Annotated in this window: 29 protein-coding genes and 1 riboswitch; of the genes, 11 read left to right on the forward strand and 18 right to left on the reverse strand. The window is 38.7% G+C overall.

The window, feature by feature from the left end; genetic code table 11:
• Positions 1 to 38 precede the first annotated feature (38 nt).
• Positions 39 to 479 carry a VOC family protein gene (locus tag AC4CUY_RS17850; protein ID WP_490774524.1) on the forward strand — a complete coding sequence of 147 codons (441 nt, stop codon included), beginning with the start codon at positions 39 to 41 and terminating at the stop codon, positions 477 to 479.
• An 83-nt stretch (positions 480 to 562) separates the two neighbouring features.
• Positions 563 to 1,183 (forward strand): rhomboid family intramembrane serine protease, encoded by a 621-nt coding sequence (locus AC4CUY_RS17855; protein WP_336953592.1) that lies wholly within the window; start codon positions 563 to 565, stop codon positions 1,181 to 1,183.
• 183 nt (positions 1,184 to 1,366) lie between these two features.
• On the opposite strand, the gene ygiD is transcribed toward AC4CUY_RS17855, so the two are convergent.
• The 8 genes from ygiD to AC4CUY_RS17895 form a co-directional block, all read right to left on the reverse strand.
• On the reverse strand, positions 1,367 to 2,233 hold the full coding sequence (gene ygiD / locus AC4CUY_RS17860) for a 4,5-DOPA-extradiol-dioxygenase (RefSeq protein ID WP_035371919.1): 867 nt from the start codon (positions 2,231 to 2,233) through the stop codon (positions 1,367 to 1,369).
• A gap of 306 nt (positions 2,234 to 2,539) precedes the next feature.
• Complete coding sequence (locus AC4CUY_RS17865) at positions 2,540 to 3,025, reverse strand: DUF934 domain-containing protein (protein WP_490774525.1); 486 nt, start codon at positions 3,023 to 3,025, stop codon at positions 2,540 to 2,542.
• Positions 3,018 to 4,661, reverse strand: a complete 1,644-nt coding sequence (locus AC4CUY_RS17870) for a nitrite/sulfite reductase (RefSeq protein ID WP_490774526.1) — start codon at positions 4,659 to 4,661, stop codon at positions 3,018 to 3,020. Before AC4CUY_RS17870 ends, AC4CUY_RS17865 begins: the two co-directional genes overlap by 8 nt.
• Before the next feature lie 341 nt (positions 4,662 to 5,002).
• Positions 5,003 to 5,191, reverse strand: coding sequence for a hypothetical protein (locus tag AC4CUY_RS17875; protein WP_490774527.1), 189 nt, complete (start codon positions 5,189 to 5,191; stop codon positions 5,003 to 5,005).
• A gap of 199 nt (positions 5,192 to 5,390) precedes the next feature.
• Positions 5,391 to 5,924: a DUF1543 domain-containing protein gene (locus tag AC4CUY_RS17880; protein ID WP_336953589.1), complete on the reverse strand. Its 534-nt coding sequence runs from the start codon at positions 5,922 to 5,924 to the stop codon at positions 5,391 to 5,393.
• A 9-nt stretch (positions 5,925 to 5,933) separates the two neighbouring features.
• Positions 5,934 to 6,653, reverse strand: a complete 720-nt coding sequence (locus AC4CUY_RS17885) for a CPBP family intramembrane glutamic endopeptidase (RefSeq protein WP_490774528.1) — start codon at positions 6,651 to 6,653, stop codon at positions 5,934 to 5,936.
• Positions 6,654 to 6,805: 152 nt separating this feature from the next.
• The gene (gene trpB, locus AC4CUY_RS17890; protein ID WP_004725964.1) at positions 6,806 to 8,047 is read right to left on the reverse strand and encodes a tryptophan synthase subunit beta; all 1,242 of its coding nucleotides are present in this window, start codon (positions 8,045 to 8,047) and stop codon (positions 6,806 to 6,808) included.
• Positions 8,031 to 8,681 carry a phosphoribosylanthranilate isomerase gene (locus tag AC4CUY_RS17895; RefSeq protein ID WP_336953587.1) on the reverse strand — a complete coding sequence of 217 codons (651 nt, stop codon included), beginning with the start codon at positions 8,679 to 8,681 and terminating at the stop codon, positions 8,031 to 8,033. The genes trpB and AC4CUY_RS17895 overlap by 17 nt, the downstream gene beginning before the upstream one ends.
• A 142-nt stretch (positions 8,682 to 8,823) precedes the next feature.
• Positions 8,824 to 9,030, forward strand: a riboswitch (cobalamin riboswitch).
• 36 nt (positions 9,031 to 9,066) lie between these two features.
• On the opposite strand from AC4CUY_RS17895, the gene AC4CUY_RS17900 reads away from it, so the two are divergent.
• The 8 genes from AC4CUY_RS17900 (at position 9,067) to AC4CUY_RS17935 (ending at position 17,116) form a co-directional block, all read left to right on the forward strand.
• Positions 9,067 to 10,926: a TonB-dependent receptor plug domain-containing protein gene (locus AC4CUY_RS17900; protein ID WP_483770625.1), complete on the forward strand. Its 1,860-nt coding sequence runs from the start codon at positions 9,067 to 9,069 to the stop codon at positions 10,924 to 10,926.
• 108 nt (positions 10,927 to 11,034) lie between these two features.
• Positions 11,035 to 11,613 (forward strand): cob(I)yrinic acid a,c-diamide adenosyltransferase, encoded by a 579-nt coding sequence (locus AC4CUY_RS17905; RefSeq protein WP_336953585.1) that lies wholly within the window; start codon positions 11,035 to 11,037, stop codon positions 11,611 to 11,613.
• Positions 11,614 to 11,726: 113 nt separating this feature from the next.
• A complete protein-coding gene (locus AC4CUY_RS17910; RefSeq protein ID WP_336953584.1) occupies positions 11,727 to 12,449 on the forward strand; it encodes a glycerophosphodiester phosphodiesterase in 723 nt (240 codons plus the stop codon).
• A 360-nt stretch (positions 12,450 to 12,809) separates the two neighbouring features.
• Complete coding sequence (locus AC4CUY_RS17915) at positions 12,810 to 13,973, forward strand: acyl-CoA desaturase (RefSeq protein WP_336953583.1); 1,164 nt, start codon at positions 12,810 to 12,812, stop codon at positions 13,971 to 13,973.
• A gap of 95 nt (positions 13,974 to 14,068) precedes the next feature.
• Complete coding sequence (locus tag AC4CUY_RS17920) at positions 14,069 to 14,398, forward strand: DHCW motif cupin fold protein (protein ID WP_336953582.1); 330 nt, start codon at positions 14,069 to 14,071, stop codon at positions 14,396 to 14,398.
• Positions 14,399 to 14,474: 76 nt separating this feature from the next.
• Positions 14,475 to 15,932, forward strand: coding sequence for a protein adenylyltransferase SelO (locus AC4CUY_RS17925; protein ID WP_490774529.1), 1,458 nt, complete (start codon positions 14,475 to 14,477; stop codon positions 15,930 to 15,932).
• Positions 15,933 to 16,111: 179 nt separating this feature from the next.
• Positions 16,112 to 16,711, forward strand: a complete 600-nt coding sequence (locus tag AC4CUY_RS17930) for a L,D-transpeptidase family protein (RefSeq protein ID WP_336953580.1) — start codon at positions 16,112 to 16,114, stop codon at positions 16,709 to 16,711.
• A 24-nt stretch (positions 16,712 to 16,735) separates the two neighbouring features.
• Positions 16,736 to 17,116 (forward strand): MmcQ/YjbR family DNA-binding protein, encoded by a 381-nt coding sequence (locus AC4CUY_RS17935; protein WP_336953579.1) that lies wholly within the window; start codon positions 16,736 to 16,738, stop codon positions 17,114 to 17,116.
• Positions 17,117 to 17,337: 221 nt separating this feature from the next.
• Here AC4CUY_RS17935 and AC4CUY_RS17940 read toward each other — a convergent pair whose 3' ends face one another.
• Positions 17,338 to 18,024, reverse strand: a complete 687-nt coding sequence (locus AC4CUY_RS17940) for a response regulator (RefSeq protein ID WP_004725942.1) — start codon at positions 18,022 to 18,024, stop codon at positions 17,338 to 17,340.
• Between the two features lie 15 nt (positions 18,025 to 18,039).
• Positions 18,040 to 19,776: a sensor histidine kinase efflux regulator BaeS gene (gene baeS, locus AC4CUY_RS17945; RefSeq protein WP_336953578.1), complete on the reverse strand. Its 1,737-nt coding sequence runs from the start codon at positions 19,774 to 19,776 to the stop codon at positions 18,040 to 18,042.
• A gap of 142 nt (positions 19,777 to 19,918) precedes the next feature.
• On the opposite strand from baeS, the gene AC4CUY_RS17950 reads away from it, so the two are divergent.
• Positions 19,919 to 20,530 carry a hypothetical protein gene (locus AC4CUY_RS17950; protein WP_336953577.1) on the forward strand — a complete coding sequence of 204 codons (612 nt, stop codon included), beginning with the start codon at positions 19,919 to 19,921 and terminating at the stop codon, positions 20,528 to 20,530.
• 63 nt (positions 20,531 to 20,593) lie between these two features.
• Here AC4CUY_RS17950 and yjgA read toward each other — a convergent pair whose 3' ends face one another.
• The 8 genes from yjgA to AC4CUY_RS17990 all read right to left on the reverse strand — a co-directional run bounded on the left by yjgA (position 20,594) and on the right by AC4CUY_RS17990 (position 26,555).
• Positions 20,594 to 21,133, reverse strand: coding sequence for a ribosome biogenesis factor YjgA (gene yjgA / locus AC4CUY_RS17955; RefSeq protein WP_004725935.1), 540 nt, complete (start codon positions 21,131 to 21,133; stop codon positions 20,594 to 20,596).
• A gap of 2 nt (positions 21,134 to 21,135) precedes the next feature.
• Entirely contained in the window at positions 21,136 to 21,405 is a 270-nt protein-coding gene (locus AC4CUY_RS17960) for an HPr family phosphocarrier protein (protein WP_004725933.1), read from the reverse strand.
• Positions 21,402 to 22,253: an RNase adapter RapZ gene (rapZ, locus tag AC4CUY_RS17965; RefSeq protein WP_004725931.1), complete on the reverse strand. Its 852-nt coding sequence runs from the start codon at positions 22,251 to 22,253 to the stop codon at positions 21,402 to 21,404. Before rapZ ends, AC4CUY_RS17960 begins: the two co-directional genes overlap by 4 nt.
• Before the next feature lie 25 nt (positions 22,254 to 22,278).
• The gene (gene panC / locus AC4CUY_RS17970; RefSeq protein ID WP_419327652.1) at positions 22,279 to 23,124 is read right to left on the reverse strand and encodes a pantoate--beta-alanine ligase; all 846 of its coding nucleotides are present in this window, start codon (positions 23,122 to 23,124) and stop codon (positions 22,279 to 22,281) included.
• Between the two features lie 2 nt (positions 23,125 to 23,126).
• Entirely contained in the window at positions 23,127 to 23,936 is an 810-nt protein-coding gene (gene panB / locus AC4CUY_RS17975) for a 3-methyl-2-oxobutanoate hydroxymethyltransferase (RefSeq protein ID WP_336953575.1), read from the reverse strand.
• A 46-nt stretch (positions 23,937 to 23,982) separates the two neighbouring features.
• Positions 23,983 to 24,465: a 2-amino-4-hydroxy-6-hydroxymethyldihydropteridine diphosphokinase gene (folK, locus tag AC4CUY_RS17980; protein ID WP_419327653.1), complete on the reverse strand. Its 483-nt coding sequence runs from the start codon at positions 24,463 to 24,465 to the stop codon at positions 23,983 to 23,985.
• Positions 24,462 to 25,943, reverse strand: coding sequence for a polynucleotide adenylyltransferase PcnB (gene pcnB, locus AC4CUY_RS17985; RefSeq protein ID WP_419327654.1), 1,482 nt, complete (start codon positions 25,941 to 25,943; stop codon positions 24,462 to 24,464). The genes folK and pcnB overlap by 4 nt, the downstream gene beginning before the upstream one ends.
• A 147-nt stretch (positions 25,944 to 26,090) precedes the next feature.
• The gene (locus tag AC4CUY_RS17990) at positions 26,091 to 26,555 is read right to left on the reverse strand and encodes a ComEA family DNA-binding protein (RefSeq protein WP_490774530.1); all 465 of its coding nucleotides are present in this window, start codon (positions 26,553 to 26,555) and stop codon (positions 26,091 to 26,093) included.
• Positions 26,556 to 26,560 lie beyond the last annotated feature (5 nt).

Consider the following 26,560-nt stretch of genomic DNA (forward strand, 5'->3'; position numbering starts at 1 on the left):
AAATTAATCACTTCAAAACAACAAAATGGACAATCACAATGCAACTCAATCACTATTTAAACTTTGAAGGCCAGACTGAAGCCGCTTTTAATTTTTATAAATCTGTTTTTGGTGGTGAATTTTCATTTTTAAAACGTTATTCCGAACTACCCGATGTCCAAGTGCCAGACCAAGAAAAAAACTATATTTTACATGTTTCTTTACCGATTAATGAGTTTACCGTGTTGATGGGTTCAGACACCAGCAAACAGTTTTGCGCGCCTAATACTGCGGCTTTCAGCAAAGGCACCAACCATTATATTTCGATCAACTTAGAAGCTCATGAAGCGGATGAAGCACAGCGATTATTTACAGCACTCTCTGCCAATGGGCATATTGAAATGGCACTAGAACCTACATTTTGGGGTACTTTATATGGTGCTTTCACCGATCAGTTTGGTATTCGCTGGATGGTAAACTGTCAACTGAGTGAAGGATAATGAACTGAATATTGCGATAGCCTATTGATTGACAATGATATAGGTTATATTGCTGTTACGATAACAACGTCATTTATAACAATATGATCACTGGTCTTACCCATACCCTTCTGATTATTTTAATCACACTTGCGATTTCTTTTATTGCTTGGCAACAACGCAATGTAATGAATCGTTTGATTTTCAATGTTTCAGCGATTAAGCATGGTCAATATGATCGCTTTTTAACCCATGGTTTTATCCATAAAGATGGTATGCATTTATTTTTCAATATGTTTACCTTGTACTTCTTTGGACGAAATGTTGAATGGTTTTTCCGTGATTACTTAAGTGGTATGGGCTTTGTCTTATTTTATTGCAGCGCCATCATCATTGCTGCGATTCCCAGCTATTTACATAATCGAACCCTAAATTCCTACCGAAGTTTAGGGGCTTCGGGTGCCGTTAATGCAGTATTATTTAGTGCGATTCTGTTTAACCCTTGGGGCATGCTTTATATCTATATTTTACCTGTGCCCGCGATTATTTTTGGGACGATTTATTTATGCTATAGCCTGTATGCAATCCGTTCAGGACATTCGCCATTAATCGATCACCGCGCGCATATTACCGGTGCAATCTATGGTTTCTTATTTCCTTTACTGTTAGAACCATCATTAGCTACAGCATTTTTCTATAAGTTTATTAATTCGCCTTTATTCTAAATTTCATATGGATTCAGTGATATCTAAACTGCTCTGTAAGGAAGTAAGACCTCAATATTTGAAAATTGCACAATGATCTTAAAAGCGTTCTATCTTGAGAGAATAAATACGACTAACACAATTTCACCAATACTATAAAAGTTGAATTCTTAAACCCAACTTTTATATTCTTAACATTTAAAATTAATGTTGATCAAGTCGAAATGAGGTCATGGTTAATGAACCAGCGACGGCTTGATCATTAAAAATATGTAACTCATCTTTCTCTTCCTGTAAGCCTAAGGCATATAACATCGGATAATAGTGATCAGGTGTGGGGATCGACAATAAAAACTCAGCACCTTGCTTTTGCCAGTCAATTAAAGCTTGATGGTTATGCGTGGCTAAGAAATTTTTCATCTTTGCATCAGCTTCTAAAGCCCAATCATAACCATAATGATCATCAAATTTATCAAAGGCAATTTTGCTTAGGTTATGTACGAGATTACCACTGGCAACAATCAATACCCCTTTACGACGTAACTGCGCTAATTGTTTAGCCAAGTCATAATGATATTGGGCACCTTGACTATAGTCGACACTCAATTGAACAACAGGAATATTGGCTTGTGGGAATACATGACATAACACGCCCCATGTTCCGTGATCTAATCCCCAACTATGATCATGATGAATTTCTATACTGTGAATTGCTTCAGTTGTTGCCTCAACCAAAGCTTTATTTCCAGTAGCAGGATATTGCACATCAAACAAAGCTTGAGGAAAACGACCAAAATCATGAATGGTTTTCGGTTGTTGCATTGCAGTGACGGCAGTACCACCTTGGGTAAGCCAATGTGCGGAAATACATAAAATTGCTGTGGGCTGTACGTCCATTTCTGCACCAATGCTGTTCCAAGTACGGGTAAAATCATTGGTTTGAATCGCATTCATGGGTGAACCATGTCCCAAAAATAGTACAGGCATGACTTCAGTATTGGGTAAAGTTGCGTTCCAGCCTTTGAGTAGCGATAAGTCACCCATTGTTTGATTTAACATTTCATCCACCATGAATCATCTTTGTTTAATTATCTGCTGTTCATTGTTGTAGATATATAGACTTTTCCATCCTACAACATTGCAAAAATGCAACGATGAAATTTTTATCAATAGTTTTAATCAGAGAAAGGTTTTACCAACAGATGATCTTATGTTGAATCAATATTGATTTGGGCACGATACAGATAAAGCCGAATACCAATTTATATCGTTCATATCATATTCATAATAAGCAATGGCTACACCAGCTTTAACTTGAGAACAATAAAAAGCCGAACTTTCGTTCGGCTTTCATTTCAAAATCAGTACTTAATACAATCAAGCACCTGTTTGATAATGTGCTTTTGGTACAGCTGTAGAGGCTTGGTAAGGATGAGTAAAATCACCTAAACCTGCTGCTGCCTCATGGATATCTTTACCTTCTTTCACAACAAAAGTATCGAAACCAGAACGCTTCATATAGTTCAAAACATCTTTAAACACATCGCCTGTTGCACGAAGATCGCCTGTATAGCCTTGGCGACGTAACAACGCAGCAAATGAATAACCACGACCATCATTAAAACCGGCGAAATCAATAAAGATCGCATCTAACTGATCTAATGGAAACGTATTGGTTTCAGGTGAAGCATCTACGGTAAGAAATAGTGCTTTTTTCCCCGTCACATTCGCAAGCTGATCCAGCTGCTCAACGGTCAACAACACATCACCTTGTGGCAATACTCCATCTTCAGCAATGATTTGATAGGTATTGTCTGCAACAGTGCCATCTTTAGAGAGGACTTGAAGTGCGGTATTAAGCATATGCGCGCTCCTTAAAAGGTTGAATACCCACTCGACGATAAGTTTCAATAAATTCTTCACCTTCGTTACGAAGATCAAGATAAGTATTTAAAATTTCATCAATAATGTCAGGTACAGATTCTGCTGCAAATGATGGTCCTAAAATATCACCAATTGATGCATCATGGTCTGCATTTCCACCTAAGGTAATTTGATAGAATTCAGCACCTTTTTTGTCCACACCCAAAATACCGATGTTACCGACATGGTGATGACCACAAGCATTCATACAACCTGAAATGTTCAAGTCGATATGGCCTAAGTTATAGACTGTATCTAAATCATCAAAACGGCGTGTAATGGCTTCAGAAATTGGAATAGATTTGGCATTTGCCAATGAACAGAAGTCACCGCCTGGGCAGCAAATGATATCGGTAATAAAACCAATATGTGCCCGAGCAAGATTATTCTTTTCAAGCGTTTGCCACAATTCAAATAAATCTTTCTGTGGTACATCAACCAATGAAATATTTTGTTCGTGTGTGGTCCGTAATTCACCAAATGTATATTTGTCTGCAAGATCTGCAATCAAATTCATTTCTTCAACAGTCATATCACCTGGTGCAATACCCGCACGTTTCAGTGAAATAGTGACAATACGATAGCCTGCAACTTTATGTGCATTGGTATTGATATTGAACCACTGTTTAAACTTTGGATATTCAGCAAATAAGCCACTGAAATCTTCATCTGCATAATTTTGATAATCAAACGGCATAAACTCTTCGTCTAATTTTTGCAAAATTTCAGGTTGAACTTTCAATGTTTTAATTGTTTCAGCAAATTCAGCTTCAACTTTTTCAGCAAAAACTTGTGGTGTTAATGCTTTAACTAAAATTTTAATACGAGCTTTATATTTATTGTCACGGCGACCATGCAAGTTATAAACACGCAGAACCGCTTCTAAATAAGCAATTAAATCTTCACGTGGCAACCACTCACGAATCATAGAACCAATGATAGGTGTACGGCCTAGACCACCACCCACTTTGATTTTATAACCCAACTCACCCGCTTTATTACGAGTTAAATACACCCCAATGTCATGGAATGAAGTTGCTGCACGATCAATTTCTTCAAGTGCAGAAACTGCAATTTTGAACTTACGTGGTAAAAATGCAAACTCAGGATGGAATGTAGACCACTGACGAATCAATTCACACGTTGGGCGTGGATCTGCAATTTCCCCAGCAACAACACCAGCATATTGGTCAGTTGTGGTATTACGGATACAGTTTCCTGAAGTTTGAATCGCATGCATCTGAACAGAAGCTAAACCTTCTAGCATATCAGGCACATTTTCTAGCGCAGGCCAGTTAAACTGAATGTTCTGACGTGTCGAAACGTGTGCATAACCACGGTCATATTCTTTGGCAAGCTCTGAAACTTTACGTAATTGTTTAGAGTTCATTAAACCGTAAGGTACAGCAATACGTAGCATTGGCGCATAACGCTGTACGTATAAACCATTTTGTAATCGTAATGGACGATACTCATCTTCAGTGAGTTTTCCAGCTAAATAACGTTCCGTTTGATCACGGAATTGTGCAACACGTTCATTGATCAGTTGCTGATCGAAATCAGTATATAAATACATGGCGTACAGCTAGTAGTTTCATTATAACGATGCACAATATAACGAGTATTGATCTATCAAAGAAATGCTTTTTTTCCATATTTTATAGCGATTTTATTGATAAGCATTGTGCAAAGATCGAATTGGCAATGCTTTACGGGCAAAGCATACTTTTATTACGTTATGGATGTTTTTCTTCATTGCTTATCTTTATTTCAGATAATAAAAAGAGCATATCGAATATGCCCTCTCTTTAATCACAGCTGTCATCCCAATACTGAACTTGTTCAACCCTGTAGTTTATTGATCTTATACAGGATTGATTAAGATCAATGCCCAAAGCTGAGTTTAGCGATTTTGAATTAATCCTCTGATTTCTGCTGCTCATCACTATTTTCTAATTTATCTTCGGCAATTTTTGCGACTTCATAACCTGCAAATGCGCCAGCTGCTTTTTCTAGCAAGCCAGCATCAGGATCTAACTTATCGACACTTTGCTCAGCAATCACTGCACCTGCAATTTTACCTAACTCGTCTAATAAACCACTCATTGATCATACTCCGCAGTGTTTTGTTTGAGTTTCAAGTCTATGCATACTTGCTGAAAACATTGCGAAGATTCTGTTGTTACACTGACTAGATTATGAGAGAGCAATGCAATGATTGATGTCAATTTTTTAAAATTAAGATCCGCTTAATCTTTTAAGGCTGCAATACAACGCCCTTTTAAGCAGATCAAACGATGACAATTCAGATGGTCAAATAGGTATTCTCCCAAACACTTTGGTCAAGCTCTGCATGAAAATCAGCATTCAAATCTACTTCAACCAATTGCACATAACGGCCATATACCTGATCTATCGCCAGACAATCATCTACCTCTAAAACTCGATCGGTATGTGGCTTTTGCCAATGCCCTGCAAAATACTGTTTACCCTTGGCTTTCGCTTCAATCGCATCTTGAGCAACAATCAGGATATAGCGGTGTAACTCACCAAACTCATTTGCATCATAGCCGCCTAAATTAATCAGCCAAAGCTTCTGATCTGATACATTCGGTTGCGCATCAGTAAAATGTATTTGATATTTTTTATTTTCAAACACTAAAGCCTGTAATTTTTGCCATGCGTCGATGTGTAAACCCTGTTGCTCACCAAACCACGCATTTTTTAATTGAGGATAAACCTCTTCAAGCGAATCGCCCACGGCAAGCACCACATCATGAACCTCAACATTGGCACGTGCATGACGGCCACCCAGCATAACAATAAATAAACTAGACATATTCAGTCACTAAGTTAATGTTTGAACAAGTTTTAATAATAAAATCCCACCCACAGATAATATGGCATTATTCAAAAAATGAATGAGTAATACATGCCAAATATTGCGTGTCCACAAATAGATCAGATTTAAAAATAAACCTGCACTCATAAAGCTGATTGTCGAGATTAAATTTCCATCAAAATTATAATAATGGATCAGACCAAATAATATAGAGTTCAATATAATCAGTACAATGCGCCATAACCACGCTTGGATAAATAACTTTTGCAATAAAGTATAGCGAAACACAATATCTTCTAAAAGCGCAGTTAATAGTGGACCCAAGCTAATGATCAACAGACTGAGAAAAGGAATATATTCAGGGTCAATCAGGTCTTTTTCTTGTGTACTCGACCCAAGGGGTAAAAGCTGACGTGTCAATGTGATTACTACTTGTAACACGATTGCACCAACCACCACCAAGACACTTGAGCGCCAAAAGGCCTGTTTATACTTTTGCCAATGTGTAAGCAACATATCCTTATATAAGTAGCACACTAAAATAAATAGCACGCCTCTTAAAATGGTATCACCCAGACTAACAGCTATCGAGATTCCAAAGATTTTTTCTAAAATAAAGCCATTTAAAATAATTAAAGGGATGATACAAATCGCAAATGTGTCTTTCCATCCCCAGACAATTTTTTCAGGAAAAGGTTCAGCTCGAACCCGTTGTAAAAAACGCATATAAAAAATTAACCGATTATTTTCATTAAATTTTGGGTAATTTAGCTCATGATTTCCATGTGCTTTTTGTAGAGTTTCCCCATGATCCTGTCTAGTCCAGAAATAAAAAAGCCTCTATAAAAGAGGCTTTTAAATTGATCGAGTAAGATGAATTACATCTCGACCATTTCAACACCATCAATACGTGCAACAGTCATTAAGTCTTTGTCACCACGACCCGATACCGTCGCAATAATAATTTGATCCTTCGACATTGTTGGCGCGAGTTTAGTCACATAAGCCATTGCATGTGAACTTTCCAATGCAGGAATAATCCCTTCAATATGAGTCAAATCACGGAAGCCTTGAAGAGCCTCTGTATCATTAATTGGCACATAATTCACACGATGCATGTCTTTTAAGAAACTATGTTCAGGACCCACACCAGGATAATCCAAGCCTGCTGAGATTGAATGTGTTTCAATAATCTGACCTTGCTCATCTGACATTAAATAAGTACGGTTGCCATGTAAAACACCAACATGGCCTGCATTTAATGGTGCTGAATGTTTACCTGTTTCAATGCCTAAACCTGCGGCTTCAACACCGTACATTTTGACGTCTTGATCATTTAAGAATGGATAGAACAAGCCCATTGCATTTGAACCACCGCCGACACATGCAACCAAAGCATCTGGTAAACGACCTGCTTGCTCTTGAATTTGTTTACGTGCTTCACGACCAATGATCGATTGGAAATCACGTACCAATTGCGGATATGGATGTGGACCTGCAACCGTACCAATCACATAGTAAGTCGAATCTACATTGGTTACCCAATCACGCATTGCTTCGTTCATGGCATCTTTTAATGTTTTAGAACCACTTTCTACAGGTACAACTGTTGCACCAAGTAAACGCATACGGTAGACATTCATGGCCTGACGTTTTACGTCTTCAGCCCCCATGAATACCACACACTCAAGACCTAAACGCGCGGCAATTGTTGCAGTCGCCACACCATGTTGACCTGCACCCGTTTCCGCAATAATACGTTTTTTGCCAGAAAGCTTCGCAAGTAGCGCCTGACCAATGGTGTTATTGACCTTATGTGAGCCTGTATGATTTAAGTCTTCACGTTTAAGATAAATTTGCGCACCACCCAACTCTTTCGACCATCGCTCAGCATAGTAAAGCGGACTAGGACGTCCGACATAATAAGCGAGATCACGGTCGAATTCTGCCAGAAACTGCGCATCATCTTTCATACGGAAATAGAGTTTCTCTAAATCCTCTAAAGCTGCCATTAAAGTTTCTGACACAAAACGTCCGCCATGGATACCGAAATGCCCGTTTTGATCTGGGAATTGGGTATAGTCAATCACACTATTTTGTTGATTACTTTGCTGATCCACGTTGGACTCCTTGCATAAATCGTTCTACGAGTTGTTGGTCTTTGATACCTTTTGCGGATTCTACGCCTCCGCTGACATCGACTGCATACGCTTGAGTCGTTTGTATAGCGTCTTCAATATTTTCAGGTTTTAAACCACCTGCCAAAATTAAAGCAATATCGAGTTTAGGGAATTGAGACCAGTCAAAACTGTGTCCAGTCCCTCCTTTCAGTTCAGGATGCCATGCATCTAAAAGCATAGCACTTGCGCCAGCCTGTTGGTATTGCTGAATTGTCGTAATAATATCTGAATTTTTTGCATCGGGTTTAATCTGAATCGCTTTATACCAACGACGCTTATTATACTGTGCGATCTGCTGACATTGTTGTGCGGTTTCATCACCATGAAACTGAATGATATCCAAAGGCACCTGCTCTAATACTTGTGCAATGTTTTGTGCACTGGCATTGACAAATAATCCAACAATGTTGATATACGGTGGGATCAGTTGTGCCAATTGCTGAGCCAATTCAATCGTGACATAACGTGGACTAGGTTCATAAAACACAAAACCAATCGCATCTACACCTGCTTGTACAGCAGCTTGGATATCTTGGGGTCGTGTAATCCCACAAATTTTGGCACGGGTACGCATAGCTTTGAACTCGAATTTGTTCAGATCAAACTGATTTTTTCAGTATTTTAAGCAAATCATTGTAAAGCAAATTTATTCACTTGCGTTAAAGTTCAATAGGATTATCTGTTTTACATTGTTTATACACTAAACAAACTTTATACTGCACACAAATGCAACAAGTCTAGCTTAAGGCTTTGGGAAGTTGGTGAAAATCCAACACTGCCCCCGCAACGGTAAAATGAAAATATTATTCTTTATAAGTCAAAAGGCTTACACCACTGCAATGTTTTGTGGGAAGGTGGAATAATCTGAATCACGTTAGGTTCTATATTTAAGTCCGGATACCAACTTGTTGTGCCCTTAAACTCAATCATTCACGGGGAGTGAATGTATGGAGCATATCATGTCTGTTATTTTTAAACCTACTGCACTTGTAGGTGCTGTCGCTATTGCGATGGGGTTATCTTCTACTGCTTTTGCAGATACTTCTTCAAATTCAGAAGCAAATTCGAAACTCGATACAATCGTTGTCACAGCATCTCGTACTGAGCAAAAAATCAGTGAAGTTCCTGCTCGAATCAATATTATTGAGCCGAAGATTCTTGAACAATCACCAATAGCATCTTTACCGCAACTGTTACAGAACGATGCTTCTATCAATATGGTACAAAGCGGTGGCTATGGACAAACAGCTGCTATTTTCTTACGTGGTACAAACTCTAACCATACTTTACTTTTAAGAGATGGCGTTCGCTTAAACTCAAATACTGCTGGTGCAGCATCTTTACCTTTTATTGATACAACAGATATTAAACAAATTGAAGTATTAAAAGGACCTGCTTCAGTTTTATATGGTGCCGATGCGATTGGTGGTGTAGTTCAGCTGATTTCCAAAACACCTGAAAAAACAGGCGCTTTTGTTACTGGTGAAATGGGTGAAAATAACACCTATAAGGCAGTGATTGGGGCTGATCTTGCTCAAGATGGTTTCTATGCCCAAGTTCGCGGACAACGCCTAGAAACTGATGGTACTCCTGTAACAGATGCAAAAAACAACAAGAAAGCAAGTTTTGATCAAAAGGGTTATAGTGCCAAAATAGGTGTTGAAAAAGAGCGCTATGCAGCCTCAGTCGATTATAGTGAAAATCAAGGCTATAGCGATTATGACAATTACGGTAATCTTGTTTCTCAAGATTTTAAAAACGAAATCATTAATGTAAAAGGTCGAGTCGATATTTTAGATAATGTCGCACTTCATGCCCGACTTTCGCAATTTAAAGACAATATTGAGCAAAATAGTTCTCCAGATTATGTACATAGTACAACCAAAGAAGCTGAGCTCTATACAAAATGGCAAATGACACCTGCTCAAAACATTTTATTCGGCTCAACCTTTAAAGATATTAAAGGTGATGTTTATTCGAAAAATCTGTTTGGCGGACAAGATGTTAAATACAAAGAATCTGTAGATACTATTGGCTATTTTGCACAGCATCAATATCAACACAATGGTCTAGAAACTCAAGTCGGTATTCGTGTAGAAGACAACGATAAGTTTGGTACACACACAGTGGGTCAAGGTGCTGTCCGTTATCAAGTTTTACCACTTACAAGCATCTATGCAAATGTGGGATCAGCTTTTCGTGCACCAACAACCAATGATTTATATGCAATTTCTTGGGGAGCAAATCCTGATTTAAAACCAGAAGAAAGCTTTTCTTATGAAATCGGTGTCGATCAAAAACTCAATCATAATATTGATTTAGGTTTATCTATCTATCGCAATAAAGTAGACAACCTGATTAGTTATCAGGCGGGTAAATTAGTTAACGTAAATAAAGCAAACTTTACTGGTGGTGAAGCTTCATTTAAATGGCAACAAGATAAACTCTTTTTAACTACAACTTATGCTTATGTTCAAGCAAAAGATGATGAAACTAAAAAAGATTTGACTCGCCGACCACGCCAAAGTTTAACTCTAACTACAGGTTGGGATGATGGCGTATATGGTATTTCTGCATCTGTCGTCGCAAAATCTAATTCAAAAGATTTTGCAGATTATCCATCGACCACACCAACCACAACGCCTGGTTATGTTAGTACTAATGTCAATGCTTACTGGCAAGCGACTCCAATGATTAAACTCTTTACCAATATTGAAAACATTGGTGATGTTAATTATAAGACAGCATATAACGGTAGTGGTGTTTACTATATCAACGGTGGTCGACTTGCATCTGCTGGGGTAACTTTCCGCTACTAAAAGCGACACCCAAAAAAATATCTAAAACAGCGCAGTTTATGGATAATGTTTTGACCGACATTATCCTTTTTTATTCTTTATCTTTTCATTTTTATCTAGGACAAAATTATGGGACATCGTTTAAGTAAAATTTATACCCGTACAGGCGATTCAGGCACCACAGGATTAGGAGACGGTTCTCGCGTAGCGAAAGATGACTTACGTATTACCGCTCTCGGTGATGTAGATGAACTAAATTCTATTGTTGGTGTATTACGTTCACAAATTTCAATGAGTAACATCGTTGATAAAGCCCATTGGGATAAATCACTGAGCTTGATTCAACACTGGCTATTTGATTTGGGTGGTGAAGTCTGTATTCCCAACTACAACTTACTCCAACCTGTTTGTGTTGAATTCCTTGAAAAGGAAATCGACAAAATGAATGAAGACTTACCAATGCTCAAAGACTTTATTCTACCCTCTGGAACTTTAGCATGTAGTTATGCACATCAAGCACGTGCTGTATGTCGTCGTGCAGAACGTAGCTTAATGACTGTACACAGTCGTGATCAAAATATTCAAGCAACTACTCTACAATTAATCAACAGATTATCCGACTGGTTTTTTGTTGCTTCACGCACCTTACAACGCGCAGAAGGTGGTAGTGAAGTACTTTGGCAAAAGAACATTAATGACACGATTTAACGATAAATCACTGTCTAAAAGTAATTTTTTAACAGTATGATAAAGTCAAGTTATTGCTAAAAGTAAGACTTAAACGATTACCAGACAGATGAAAATGAGTATGTGAGTTCATTATGAGAATTATCGGACATCGTGGCGCACGTGGTGAAGCACCTGAAAATACCTTAGCTGGATTTCAATATATTCACGATTTAGGTATCCGTGCAGTTGAATTCGATGTTCGACAATTAAAAGATGATGAACTCATTATCATGCATGATGATAATTTTTTAAGAACAACTGGAATAGATCAAGCACTGTATGATTTAAACAGCGCTGAATTAGCGGCCTATAACCAAGCCAATATCTGGATGGATTGGGAAAAACAAATTACCCCAACCTTAAGCCAAAGCCTAAAGGTTATGCAGGACTTTGAGCATATTGAAGTTGAAGTGAAAGCTGTAGAAACATTGCAACACGCTGAAAAACTCATCATCGAATTACAAAAACAACTGCAAAGTTTTGAAAATGTTGCGGCGATTACCAGTTTTGATTTAAAAATACATCAAGCCTTACAACAGCAAAACTCAAGTTTTAAACGTGGTCTACTGATTGAAGATGACATCCAACAACGTGCAATCGAACAAGCATTACAACTGGGATGCTGCCAGATTGGATGGATGAATCAATTAGCAACAGATGAGCTCATTCAAGCAACCCAGCGTGCAGGTTTGGACATCAGTGTTTGGACCGTCAATGATATTGAGCGCGCTAAGCATTTAAGAGATTTGGGGATCAATGGATTAATTACAGATTTCCCCAAAATGATGCAGCTTGCCTTAGCACAAATTCAATAACTCAAATCCATTTAATAACACAATAAAGTAGAATTTTATTTTGAACTTTAGAGGGTTTCAAAAATTAAAATTTAACTTGAGAATCAAGCGTCTAAACCCTTAAAAATCAAATTGGATAAGACAGAAAAATTCTTACACTATTTTGACATTTAAATACGACGTTTTAACCATTCATTTTTTTCGATCAAACCGCTAGAATTCATGTTTTATTCTGTTACTGTTTTATACAATACAGATGTACACTAATACTAGTGAACACATGTTCGCCCATGATAATATCTGTGAAAGTATAGCCTAGAAAAATGCTGAAGCTATGCGTTTAACTTTACCTGATAAAGGTTCTTAGGAGTGCTGTTGGAGATGAATGCTCCCCTACCCAAAGCCCCAATAAATTGGATCGGTGTTTTTGCCTTGGTGTTTTTACCCCTTGTGGCAGTAATTGCGATCCCTTTATATGCCTACCACCATGATTTTAGTGCGGCAGCTTGGATTAGTTTATTCGTTTTACTCGGTCTCAGTAGTTTAGGTATTACTGCAGGTTATCATCGCTTGTGGGCACATCGTGCATACGAAGCGACTTTACCACTTAAAATCATTTTGATGATCATGGGAACTTTTGCTGTTCAAAACAGTATTTTGTTCTGGGCTTCTGGTCACCGTACACATCACCGCCATGTGGATGATGTGGATCAAGATCCGTATTCGATTAACAATGGTTTTTGGTATGCTCATATTGGCTGGATGTTACGTAACTATCCCGCTTCTGAATCAAATTATAAAAATGCACCTGATTTGTTGAATGACAAAGTGGTTATGTTCCAAGACAAGTATTATGTCCCACTTGTTATTGTCGTACATGCTGCGATTTTAGTTCCTCTGGGGTGGGCTGTAGGTGACATGTGGGGTGTACTACTCTTAGGTGGTTTACTCCGCTTAATTATTAGCCACCATGTAACATTCTTTATCAACTCACTCTGTCATATGTGGGGCAAACGTCCTTATACTGACGAAAATACTGCACGAGATAACTTTGTTCTTGCCATTGCAACATGGGGCGAGGGTTATCATAACTATCACCATATTTTCCAATACGATTATCGTAATGGTGTGAAATGGTGGCAATATGATCCAACAAAATGGTTGATTTGGTCCTGCTCTAAAATCGGTTTAGCCAAGAACCTACGTCGTATCCCAAGCTTTAATATCAAAAAAGCGGAATTGGCGATGAGATTTAAATATGCTGAACAGGATTTAGCGATTTATGGTCATAACGTCAATGCAGATATTATCGCGATGAAACAAAAAGTATCGCAAGAATATGAAGCATTCACCAATACATTAAATGATTGGGCTGCGTTAAAAGAACAAGAGCTACAAGCGAAAAAAGCATCTGTTGCTGAGAAAATTCACCAAATGGATGTCAAACTCAAAGTTGATTTCCAATTGGTCGAACAGAAACTTGCTTTCCATCGTGAACGTTTAGAAACATTGATGCGTGGAATCAAAAAGAACGTTGTTTCTTAACTCTCAATACACATCAAAAGCAAAGCTCCGAAAGGGGCTTTTCTTTTATCCAGTTTTTACAGACATTCCTACTGATAATATTGAGAGAAAATAGTATGCAAATTAATAACATCCCCTTTGGCATTACCAACTGGTCAGAAGTTCCAACAACGCGTCATGAGGGTGAGCAAGGTTTTGCGCTTTGGCGCACACAACAATTTGATAATATTCGAGTGCGAATGGTCGAATATTCTGTAGATTATTTGGCTGACCACTGGTGTCTTAAAGGTCATATCCTGTTTTGCTTAGAAGGTGAATTGGACACTGAACTCGATGATGGACGTACCTTTACCTTAAAAGCAGGGATGAGTTATCAAGTTGCAGACCAAGCTGAAGCGCATCGTTCTTCCACCGCATTTGGTGCAAAGCTATTTATTGTCGACTAAAACAGTCGACATTATCTCAACAGCTTAAAACTTTGCTATATTGAGAGGACAAGTGAAACCATTGTGACCGATCGCTATGCAATTTGCCCCACGTTACCCATTTCTCGATTCAAAGCTCTATCATGAGCAAATGCCTAGCCCACTGAAAGGTGCAAAGGCTGGGCATTTTAATGCTGCACTTGCGGATGAATTACAATGGTCTGAAGATGAAAAGACCCAATGGGTCAAGATTTGTAGCGGGCAAAAAACCTTTCCTGAATTTCATCCCCTTGCCATGGTTTATGCAGGGCATCAATTTGGACAATGGGCAGGTCAATTGGGGGATGGGCGTGGCCTATTGATAGCGCAAATTTTAAATCAACAAGGTCAAACCATTGACCTCCATTTAAAAGGCGCAGGCTCAACTCCCTACTCTCGTATGGGAGACGGACGTGCTGTATTACGTTCTGTGATTCGTGAATATCTAGCGGGTCATGCACTCAATGCACTGGGGGTTCCTTCAAGCAATTCCGTAGGCTTTACCTCTTCAACCCAAGGCGTACAACGAGAAAAACTTGAACTTGGTGCAATGATGTTACGCACTTCGGATTGCCACATCCGTTTAGGGCATTTTGAATGGATCAATCAATATCAGCCTGAGTTACTCACTGAATTTACCCAAAAATGTATTGAATGGCACTATCCACAATGTTTGAGTACTGAACAACAAAAGTTTGAAGACACTGTTTTAGCATTTGCAACGCAAGTGATGCAAAACACTGCGATCATGATCGCCAAATGGCAATTGGTGGGTTTTGCTCATGGTGTTATGAATACGGATAATCTCAATATTACAGGTTCTACCCTTGATTTTGGCCCTTATGGTTTTATGGAGCGTTTCCGTCCCAATTGGATCAACAATCATAGTGATTACAATGGCCGTTATACCTACCAAAACCAACCGAGTATTGCACATTGGAACTTATGGAATTGGTTAAACAATTTAATTCCACTAGCACAAGCAGAAAATAAAGAACAATTTAAGCAAGACCTCGTCAAATGTTTAGAGCATTTTGAACCGACCTTTCTAGAACATTATACCCATGGGCTATGCCAAAAACTTGGACTACCTGCCTTCCATAAAGATAGTTTTGATTGCGGTATGGCATTTTTAAGAATTCTACAAAGTGAGCAACTCGACTATACCAACAGTTTTCTTCGCTTACAGAATAAAGAATATGAAGCTATTAAAGATGATTGCCTAGATCGCTTTCAATTTGAAAGCTTCTTGACGCAATATCACAGTATTCGTGAGCAGCAAGATATTGATGTACTTGATGCGGAAATGAAAAAGGCCAATCCAGTCTATATTTTAAGAAATCATATGCTACAAACAGCCATTGAACAGGCTGAATGTGATGATTTTTCTGAGGTTGATCGTCTATTTAAATTGCTTGGTCAGCCCTTTACCAAACAAAGGGATTTAGAAACAGCCAAAGACTTAGCACCTTTACCAAGTGATGTTCCTGAAGTAATGGTGAGTTGTTCGTCTTGATCAAATAAATTGCCGAATCACTTTCTTTGATCTGACTCATCATAGTTACCCACAATTTCTGTGGATAAACTTGTGTTTATCCACAGGATAAATCCATAATCACAAATTAACTACAGCTTTTGTCTTTAGAGTGAATAAAATTTAGGCAATACAGGGTTTTACAACATTAGTATTCTAAAATGAATAAAAAATACCTCATTCCATGCTTGATTCTTTTGGCTATAGCTATAGCAAGTGTCTGGACTTATCAAAAATATAATCAATTTATTCCAACGGCAAATGCTGCCATACACGTGCAGAATTTATCTGAGCAAGACATTCAACGTCTCCGTCAAGACACGCCAATCACCGAAGTTAAAGTTTATAAATCAGATCGTATTGTTAAACTCATGCATCATGATCAAGACATACGAACATATCCAATGCGCTTAGGTTTTGATCCTATTGGACATAAGGTTAAAGAGGGTGATGGAAAAACCCCTGAAGGTCGTTATATTTTAGATTGGCGTAATCCTAATAGTGCATTTTATAAATCGCTGCATGTGTCCTATCCAAACCAACAGGATAAATCTAAAGCCAACCAACTCGGCGTTTCTCCTGGTGGCGACATTATGATTCATGGTTCAGCAACACGCTCACAAATGGAAAAACTCCCTAGTTTAATGACGTACTTACCTAGAAATGACTGGACATGGGGGTGTATTGCCGTTAGAAATATAGATATGGATGAAATTTGGAAGCTGGTCGATGATGGAACAGTGATTAGCATTTATTCATAAAGAATATTTTAAAAAGAGACAGTGATGACAGGTGAAGAAATCCGAACTTTAGCATTTAAGATTGCATCAGATTTGCCTAAATCCGAACTTAGCTACCCTTTTGGTGAGGATATTCCTGTTTTTAAGGTGGTGGGAAAAATGTTTATGTTAGGCTCTGAACTGCATGGCAAAAAACTAATTAATTTAAAAGTTGAACCTGATCATGGCGAAATGTTAAGAGATCTCTACCCCTCGATTCAGATGGGCTATCATATGAATAAACGTCATTGGATTTCAGTCTATGAAGGTGAACAGATCAGTGCTGATTTGATTCAAGACTTAGTTGAAGGCTCTTATGAGCTAGTGGCCAAGAGTCTAACCAAAGCTCAAAAGCAGGTATTGGCGGTTTATCAACAGATTAAATAATTAGCGGTCTTTTGATAACTGCATTTGATAGTAGCTTTGAATTACAGGTTTAGATCAACAGACCTGTCTATACCTGATTCAGTCAAGTCAGCATCTATCGATAACCATAAGTTATATGCTTATTTTTCAAACATAAATTTTTACATTTATAAACATTTACCCACAATATCTGTGGATAAACCTGTGTTTATCCACAATGGTGAACTTAAAATGTTGAAAACTTAATCTTCTGGATATTCAAAACGATAGCCTACGCCATAAACAGCTTGTACCCATTCATGACGATTTCCAGTTTCAGCAGCCTCAGATATTTTACGACGTAAGTTCTTGATATGACTATCAATAACACGGTCAGCAACATCAAAACTATCTGGGTTGATATGGTCTAAAAGTTGCGCTCTAGAATAGACTTGTCCCAAATGTTCGAGGAAAAGCTCTAAAAGGCGGAATTCAGTTGGCGTTAAATTCAACGATTTTTGTTGATACCAGATACGTTGTTGTGCTTTATCAATACGAAATAAGTCATTGGCTTCAGGTTCAGCTTTACGTTCTAAACGGCGTAATACCGCTTGTACACGTGCCACCAACTCTTTTGGGCTAAAAGGTTTACAGACATAGTCATCTGCTCCCATATTTAAACCCAAGACACGATCGATTTCTTCTGTTCGTGCAGTCACCATGATAATCGGTAAGTCGGTTTGCTCACGCACTTTACGGCAAATGGTCAAACCATCCATACGCGGGACCATCAAATCCAATACCATTAAACTCGGCTTACGTTGCAGGAAGCTGTCATAAGCTTCTTGACCATCATGAAACATACTGACTTCAAAGCCCGCTGCTTCTAGATAATCCCGCACCAATTGCGCAAGTTCAACTTCATCCTCTACCAGCATGATATGCTTCATGTTGTACTATTCCTTTTAAAATTTAGTATGTTTTGAAAATGTCAGTTTGCAACGCAAACCGCCTAATGGCGAATGATCAAAAGTAAGCTGACCACCGAGTGTTTGTGCAATTTTACCTGATAAAGCCAAGCCCAATCCTGTACCACCTGTACTACGTGTACGTGAATTATCCACACGATAGAAGCGTTCTCCCAAGCGTGCAATCTGTTCATCACTCAGACCCAATGGGCTATCATCTACGATCACACTCCATGAATCTGCATCTTGCTCTGTATGGACTTGAACTTCACCGCCTGCTTCAGTATAACGAATACTATTTCCAAGTAAGTTGACCATAATTTGCTTAAAACGATCTATATCTAATTGTAATTTTGCCCCCTCACCTCTGGCTGAAATTGTTAAATCAGCCTGTTCAAATTTAGGTTTAAAATTCTCTATTTCCTGTAAAATGACGGACCAAGGATCAACTTCTGCAAAGTAGCATTTCAATTGTTGTGCTTCAGCTTGGGCTAAATCCGCTAGATCCTGTGTCAATTTTTTCAAGCTTGTGACTTGACGTAACATCGCTTCAAAATGTTCTGGTGTGGGCTTTCGAATCCCATCTTGCATGGCTTCAATTTGTGCCTGCAATACTGCCAATGGTGTTTTTAACTCATGTGAAGTATCTGCAACCCATTGACGGCGTGATGTTTCATGCTGGTCGAGAATGACAGCCAACTGATTTAACTCAGTAGACAAGTCTCCTAATTCATCATTGCGGTTAATCACCACTTGATGCTGGTAGTTACCTTTGGTTAATTCACGAGTTGCGTTCAATAAACGTTGAATCGGTGTTTTAAAATAAGTCGCCAATAACAAGGCTGCAACCAAGCTTGATAAGAATGTGAAGATATAGATCAGTACTAAATAACGTTTTTGATTACTAAAAAAGTTAATACTCAATGCATCATCCTGATCTAAAACTGGTTTTAAACCTAGATACCCTACCACCTGATCATTGACCAAAATCGGACGATAAGAAACCTGATCATCAGAAGGTTCACCCAAAATAAACTGTTGTTTTGCATCATATAATGAAAGGCGTGAACTGAGTCCTAAGCGGTCAGGCAATGATACAAATATCTTTTTGCCATTCTGTGGATTTACAGTCCGCATTGAATCTCTCGTTGACGTTTCTTTAGGTGCTGAAGCTGCTTCTTCACGACCCGCTGAAAGATGTCCTTTGTCTATAGATGATTTTTTTCCTTTACGATCAGAGGGTCTAAATAAATTTTGATTTGAGCTCAGTGGAAACTTCAAACCTTCAAATGGCTGATAAGCTGAGGGTAAATTCTCTTCAAGAATTTTTAGTTCTTCTTGATCCAGCTGAGACTTATGAACTGCACCATCTGTTTGTCCCAAAGTCGCTACTATCGTATGTTCTTTAAAATAGCGCTGTTGTAAAGCAATATCATATTGACGACGTAGCCACCAGCGTGACAACTTATCATAATCATCAGGAGCAGCATCGCCTTCAATTTGTAAAATCTGTGCTTGAACCGCATTACCCCAGTCTTGATAGACCCCATATACATCTGCCAAATTTTCTATCAGATGATCAAGTTTTTGCATTTCGACATCTGCGACATATTTGGCAAAATTCTTTTGCATGGTCCAGTGCAAAACACTTAAGCTCACCGTTGTAATGACTAATGTCGTCAATAAAACGGTGAGAAATAAGCGCAGTGCAATGGGGACTCGACGTATTTTCAAAACTGATCTCACGTTTTTCTTCTCATTTCAACATTGTACCCAACAGTTGTTCAAAATTCTCTCCATTGTTTCTACATCATTATTATTTAATCTTTACGGTATCAACAGAACACAACACAAAATATTCATTGGAGTAGTAACAATGAAAGCTATGACAAAAATCGCACTGGTATCGGCAAGTATTTTAACTGTAGGGGCTTTGACTGCCTGTCAATCTAATCCAGGTCCAAAAGAGGGCCACCCGATGATGCATGGTGGGCATCATAAAATGTCACCTGAACAACGTGAAGAAATGAAACAGAAACGTGCTCAACATAAAGCGTTACGCCAACAAATGCAAAAAGCCTGTGATGGCAAAGCAATTGGTCAAACGGTTCAGGTGACAGCAGGTCAGCAAAATATTAATGGTACATGTAATATCGTATTCAAGCCTGATCACAAGGCGATGAAAGAGATGAATCAGGATTTCCGTCGTGATGGAGAACAACGTGGTCATATGATGCGTCATGACGGCCCCCGTATGAAAGACATGACCGAAGAACAACGTGCTCAAATTAAGCAAGAATTTGCCCAAAAACGTGCAGAACGTAAAGCGAAGTGGGATGCGATTCAAAAATCATGTGCAGGCCAGACTGATGGTAAGGCAATCCAAGTAAAACTGGATGATAAAATCATCGATGGTAAATGTGTTGTTAAATTCCAGCCAGAGTTTAAATCAGGCGATAACATTCCCATGATACCATCAAAAGTTTAATTCATATCTTGGCTAAATATAAAAAACGACCCTGTTGGGTCGTTTTTTATTTGCCACAATAATTTACTTGGAATTATCCGAAATCAAAGCCACTTGTTGGGCATAATTTAATAACTTAAGTTTAGAAGCCGCTAATTCTTCAGCGGTGGCTTGACGGGTGATATCCCGATGAATACGCAATACATGCTGACGTAAAGAATGACTTTCAGCAGCATTATAAGATTTACAGAATTCTTTAATTGCAGGGTCACGCTGCTCAATCATTCGATCCACCCAACGATCCAATTGCGCCAACTTTTTAATCCCTTGCTTAGGGGTTAAATAAGACAAAATGATGGCTTCATCTTCATTACGCAAAAGCTTACCAATCCGTTGAAATTGACGGCGACGTGCTTCAAAAGATGTGATCAATTGCACATCAAGCAAAGCCTCTATCAACCGATCTTCAACAGGTAAAGATTCAATTTGTTTCTTCGACAACTCTGCGAGTTGTTCACCTAAAGCAGCCATACGTTGTACAGCTTTTTTCTGTTCGGTTTTACTTGCACGCCCTTCTAAAGATTCAAAATCATCTTCAGTAAAACGTTGCGGACGACGTGCCACGATTATTCTGCCTCGTAAAATTTATCTGCGAACAGTGCTTGAACTTCAGACAAAGCTTTTTCTTCATCTGCACCATCAATCACTAGACGCAAGGTGGTTCCTTTACCAGCTCCGAGCATAAGTAAAGAAAGGATATTCTTGGCATCGACTAACTTGTCACCCTTACCAATTTGAATAGAGCATTTAAATTTAGTCGTGACTTCGATTAGTTTTCCAGATGCACGCGCATGTAATCCTAATTTATTAATTACGTCAACAGTTGTGTCAATCATGACCAGTGCTTCATTTCTCTATGTAATACTTGAATAGTCCATTTTGACTCAAGAGCCTTTTTCAACCTATCCACAATATAAACTGAACGATGTTGTCCCCCCGTACAGCCAATTGACACTGTAATATAGTGACGATGACCTTCCGAAAAAGCAGGCAACCACTTATTTAAAAACTGATAGATGTCTTGATACATCTCATTTGCTTGCTCACTGGCTTCTAAAAATTTACGTACTGGTTCATCTAAACCCGAATATTTACGTAACTCTAAATCCCAATGTGGATTTGGCAAATGCCTGACATCAAAAACAAAATCTGCATCTAATGGAATACCATGTTTATAACCAAAAGATTGCAAAATTAAAATGAGTTTATCGGACTGTCCAAGTTTGGACAATAAGGTATCTTTTAAATCGTGTACACTTTTATCCGTTGTATCGATATGTACTGTTGCTCGCAGTTGAATTGGGAGCAATAAATTTTTTTCTTCTTGAATACATTCATTCAAACTTTGGAAGCGGTTTGACAAAGGATGTGGACGTCGCGATGCGCTAAAACGTGAAATCAACTCCTGATCACGCGTCGTTAAATAAATAACGTCTACGCTGCCATGTTTCTGTAACTGTTGAAAAACCTGATCAAAACCTTGTAAATCTTCTTTGGCGCTTCGAACATCGACACCCAGTGCCAATAATTCTAAATTGTTTTCTCTATCCAGCTTTTCAACGATTTCAGGAAGCAATGCCAAAGGCAAATTATCGATACAGTAATAACCCAAATCTTCAAGCACCTGCAAAGCAGATGATTTACCTGAACCAGACTGTCCTGTTACGATAAGTATGCGCTTCATGGCATCGCGATCCTAAAAGCAAAGTTTATGTAAAATGTTTTACTTGTAAATTGTCAATCAGACGAGTCTTGCCTAATTTCGCTGCAACAAACAATACAACATCTTGGTCGAATTGTTCAACTTTTTGCAACGCTAGACTACGTGCTTCGACATAATCCACAATTAACCCTGCATCATTTAAACTTTCACGAATTTGAGCCAAGACATCTGCAAGTGTTTTACCTGCATGTAAATCTTGTTCAGCAGTCGTTAAGGTCTTAAAAATAACAGGAGCTATTTGACGCTCTTGTTCAGATAAGTAACCATTACGCGAACTTAAGGCCAAACCATCTTCAGCACGTGCAATTGGTACACCAATCACTTCAATTGGCATATTCAAATCACGAACAACCTGCTTAATCACAGCCAATTGTTGATAATCTTTCTGTCCAAAAAATGCAAAGTTCGGCTGTACAATATTAAACAATTTGGTGACAACAACAGCAACACCATCAAAGTGACCTGGACGTTGTAAGCCACACAAATCATTGGTAATTTCACCCACAGTAATATTTGTTAAACGTGGGAATTTACCATACATTTGCTCAACAGACGGTGCAAAAACAATGTCACACCCCACTTCAGCAAGTAAATTACTGTCTTGCTCAAGTGTACGCGGATAGTTATCAAAATCTTCATTGGGTCCAAACTGAATTGGATTCACGAAAATACTAACCACCACCACATCACATAATTTACGCGCTTCACGAACAAGGTTTAAATGGCCCTGATGTAGATTTCCCATCGTTGGTACAAAACCGATGATTTTACGTGCCGATCGAGCAGGATTAAGTGATGCTGTTAGTCCTTGAATGGTCGTTTCTGTTTTCATGTCTACAGCTCTACTTGAAAAGTATGTTCTTTTGCAGGAAACGATTTCTCTTGCACAGCAACATGATATGCCTTGAATGCATCTACAATTGCAGATTCACCTGCTTGTTCTTTCATAAAATTGCGTACAAAGCGAGCCACTTTACCAAAAGTCAAACCAAGCATATCTTGCACAACAAGAACTTGACCATCAGTATCTGCCCCAGCCCCAATACCGATCACAGGAACGTGTGGGAATAATTCAGTAATTTCTTTACCCATTTGAGCAGGAACACATTCGAGCAATAACACAGCTGCACCAGCGTCTACCACAGCTTTACAGTCAGCAATTAATTGATCTGCCGCTTCACGCGTTTTCGCTTGTAATTTATAGCCACCAAAGACATGTACCGACTGTGGTGTTAAGCCCAAATGTACACAAACAGGTACACCATTTCGTGTCAAAACTCGTATAGTTTCAGCCAGCCATTCACCACCCTCAATTTTCACCATCTGAGCACCCGCTTGTATCACGGTTTTTGAATTAAGCAACGCATCATTAAGCGTTGCGTAACTCAGAAAAGGTAAATCACACATGATAAATGCGTGTTGATTCGCACGACGTACAGCTGCAGTATGATACGCCATATCTGCAACAGTAACAGGCAATGTAGAATCATGCCCTTGGATTGTCATCCCTAAAGAGTCACCAATTAAAATGGTGTCAATCTCAGCAACTTCCATACCTTTTGCCATACTCGCATCATAGCAAGTTAAGCATGAAAATTTACGTCCCTGAGTTTTGAATTGTCTTAAATCACTTAGGCTAATCATGACGATATTCCTCTATCAATGAGAGTTCCTCTGCCCATTCAATCCTTTAATCAGCCCATGACTGATCTGCTAAAACGCTAAGGGTTGAATGTTGCACGAAATCTAACTTTTGCAATGATTGTCCATTGACTTGAAGCTCAGGATCGAGATCCAACAATGGAATCACTACAAAATCACGCTCTAAAATACCAATATGCGGTACTGTGAGCCGCTCATTTATAATGTTTTTTTCAGCATAAAGCAAAAGATCTAGATCTAAAGTACGCTCACCCCAATGACGTGAACGTACTCGACCTGATTCATTTTCAATGCGTTGCAACTCATCCAACAAGGCCAATGGCGCTAAATCTGTGTGCAATTCTACAACCGCATTATGATAATTTGGTTGATCTTGAGGCCCCATTGGGGGACTTTGGTACAACTTTGAAACCGTAACACCACCAAATTTTCTAAGCTTTTCTACAGCTGCTCGTAGAATTTGCTCAGAATCTCCTAGATTACTTCCTAAACCAATGTAGGTTTTAATCATGGCTGGGTGGGTCCAAAAATCACACTGTTCAAATCACGTTGTACTCGTCTACGCTTGGTAATTGGATGATCAGCAGTGATTTCACCTTTGTTTACAGCTGTTCGAGCATCATTTCGTGTTCTAAAATCATGAGATGATGTTGAATTTGGCTTATTCCGTGAACGACGACTACGAGATTCTTGTTCTTTGACCAATGGCTCAATTTGCGTTGAAACTGCAGCTTTTGCATCTTCAATTGGTGCGACTTCAGCAATTTTTTTACGGCTCTTAGCACGCTGTCGATTATAGCTACCAATTGCACGCTCTTTCTCGTCAGTCGACATATCTTGGTAAGCTTCCCACCATGCTCCCATACCGTTGGTAGAAGTATCACCAGACTTCTCTCTCAATAACAGGAAATCGAATCCTGCACGGAAACGTGCATGACCAGAAAGTGCTTCAATCTGTTGAGGTTTTGGATTTAACAAACGGCTTTGCATTTCCCAAACTTCACGAATAAAGGTTTCCGCAAAACGAGGAATAATGGTTCGAGTCGCTTGACGTTTTAACACATCCAAACCTGCTTGAGCTCGTGCTTCTGCAGCAACAACCCCTTTAGCATGGTAAAAATCACAACGCGCTAAGAAATTATTCCATAGCAATACCGCATAGAAAAAAGCAGGATTAATGGTTTTACCCATTTGAATCCGTTGATCGGTATTTTTCGCAGCACGTTCAATAAACTGAGTAATTTCAGGACTAATATCAGCAAATAATTGCTTCCAAATACCAAATTCAATCAACATAGGCATAACACGATGTAAATGTCCCATCGTGAATAATTTTTGCGACTCATCATATAAACGGTGCGGAGAAACATCACGCAGCAGCTGTGTCATCTCTTGGGTAAAAACGTCTAAAATTTTAGGATCAATACTAAAATTTAACTTCGCAGCAAAACGTAAAGTACGCAACATTCGTACGGGATCTTCTTCAAAACGAAGTCCTGGATCACCCAATAACCTTAAAGTTTTGGTTTTTATATCATCAATAGCATTACAAAAATCGAGCACTTCCCCTTTTCTTGGTTGGTAGTACATGGCATTGATGGAAAAATCACGTCGAGCAAAATCTTGCTCTATAGTTCCCCAATTGTTGTCACGTAAAATCATTCCTTGTGCAGAGGTAATTGCTTTTTTCGGTGGGGCACGGAATGTCGCCACCTCAATCAATTCACGACCTGAATACACATGTGCCAATTCAAAACGTCGCCCAATAATTCGGCAACGACGACCAAATACCTCTTTCACCTGAGAAGGCGTTGCATTGGTCACTGCATCATAGTCTTTCGGATTTAAGCCAAGCATTAAATCACGTACACCACCACCGACTATATAAGCTTCATAGCCAGCTTTAGTTAAAGAATCAATAACATCTAAAATGGAGGAAGGTAATTGAGCGGTGGATAACCCACACTTTGACGCACGCAAAGTTTGCAAAAGACACTGTCTCCTACGTCAGGACGTAAAAATCATAATTGTGCTAATGATATCGCTTACACAGCTAAAGGGCAATTTGATTCTCGCAAACTTCACTTGAATTTAATATATGTTGATAATTCATCGATCCATACAGCATTAAACACGTCACAAACTAAGTCTTGCTTGATTCTGCTCGAAAAATTTCGCCCCAATCCCCTTTACCTTTTTTAAATCATCAATACTTTTAAACTTCCCGTTCTGATTGCGATAATCAATAATCGCCTGTGCTTTCTTTGTTCCGACACCTTTTAACTGTTGTAATTGTTCAATATTTGCAGAATTTAAACTAATTCTCATACCTGAGCTATTTGAATTTTGAACACGTGACAAGGTGTTATTGTTACCACTATTCTTAGGTTGTGATGTCTGGTTATTCGGTGTCGAAAGATAATAGTGACCATCAATCTTGTTTATTTTTCCATCATGTGCTTGTTGTTCTGCTTTCCATTTTAAATAAGCTTGATCAAATTGTTGCGCATATAAGCTGAAAGAGCAGCTTAAAAGCACCAATAAAAAAGACAATTTAATTAACTTTACTACACGATTACAATAAAAATTATGATTACTCATGGATA

It is taken from the genome of Acinetobacter sp. 778_lipA, assembly GCF_058242985.1.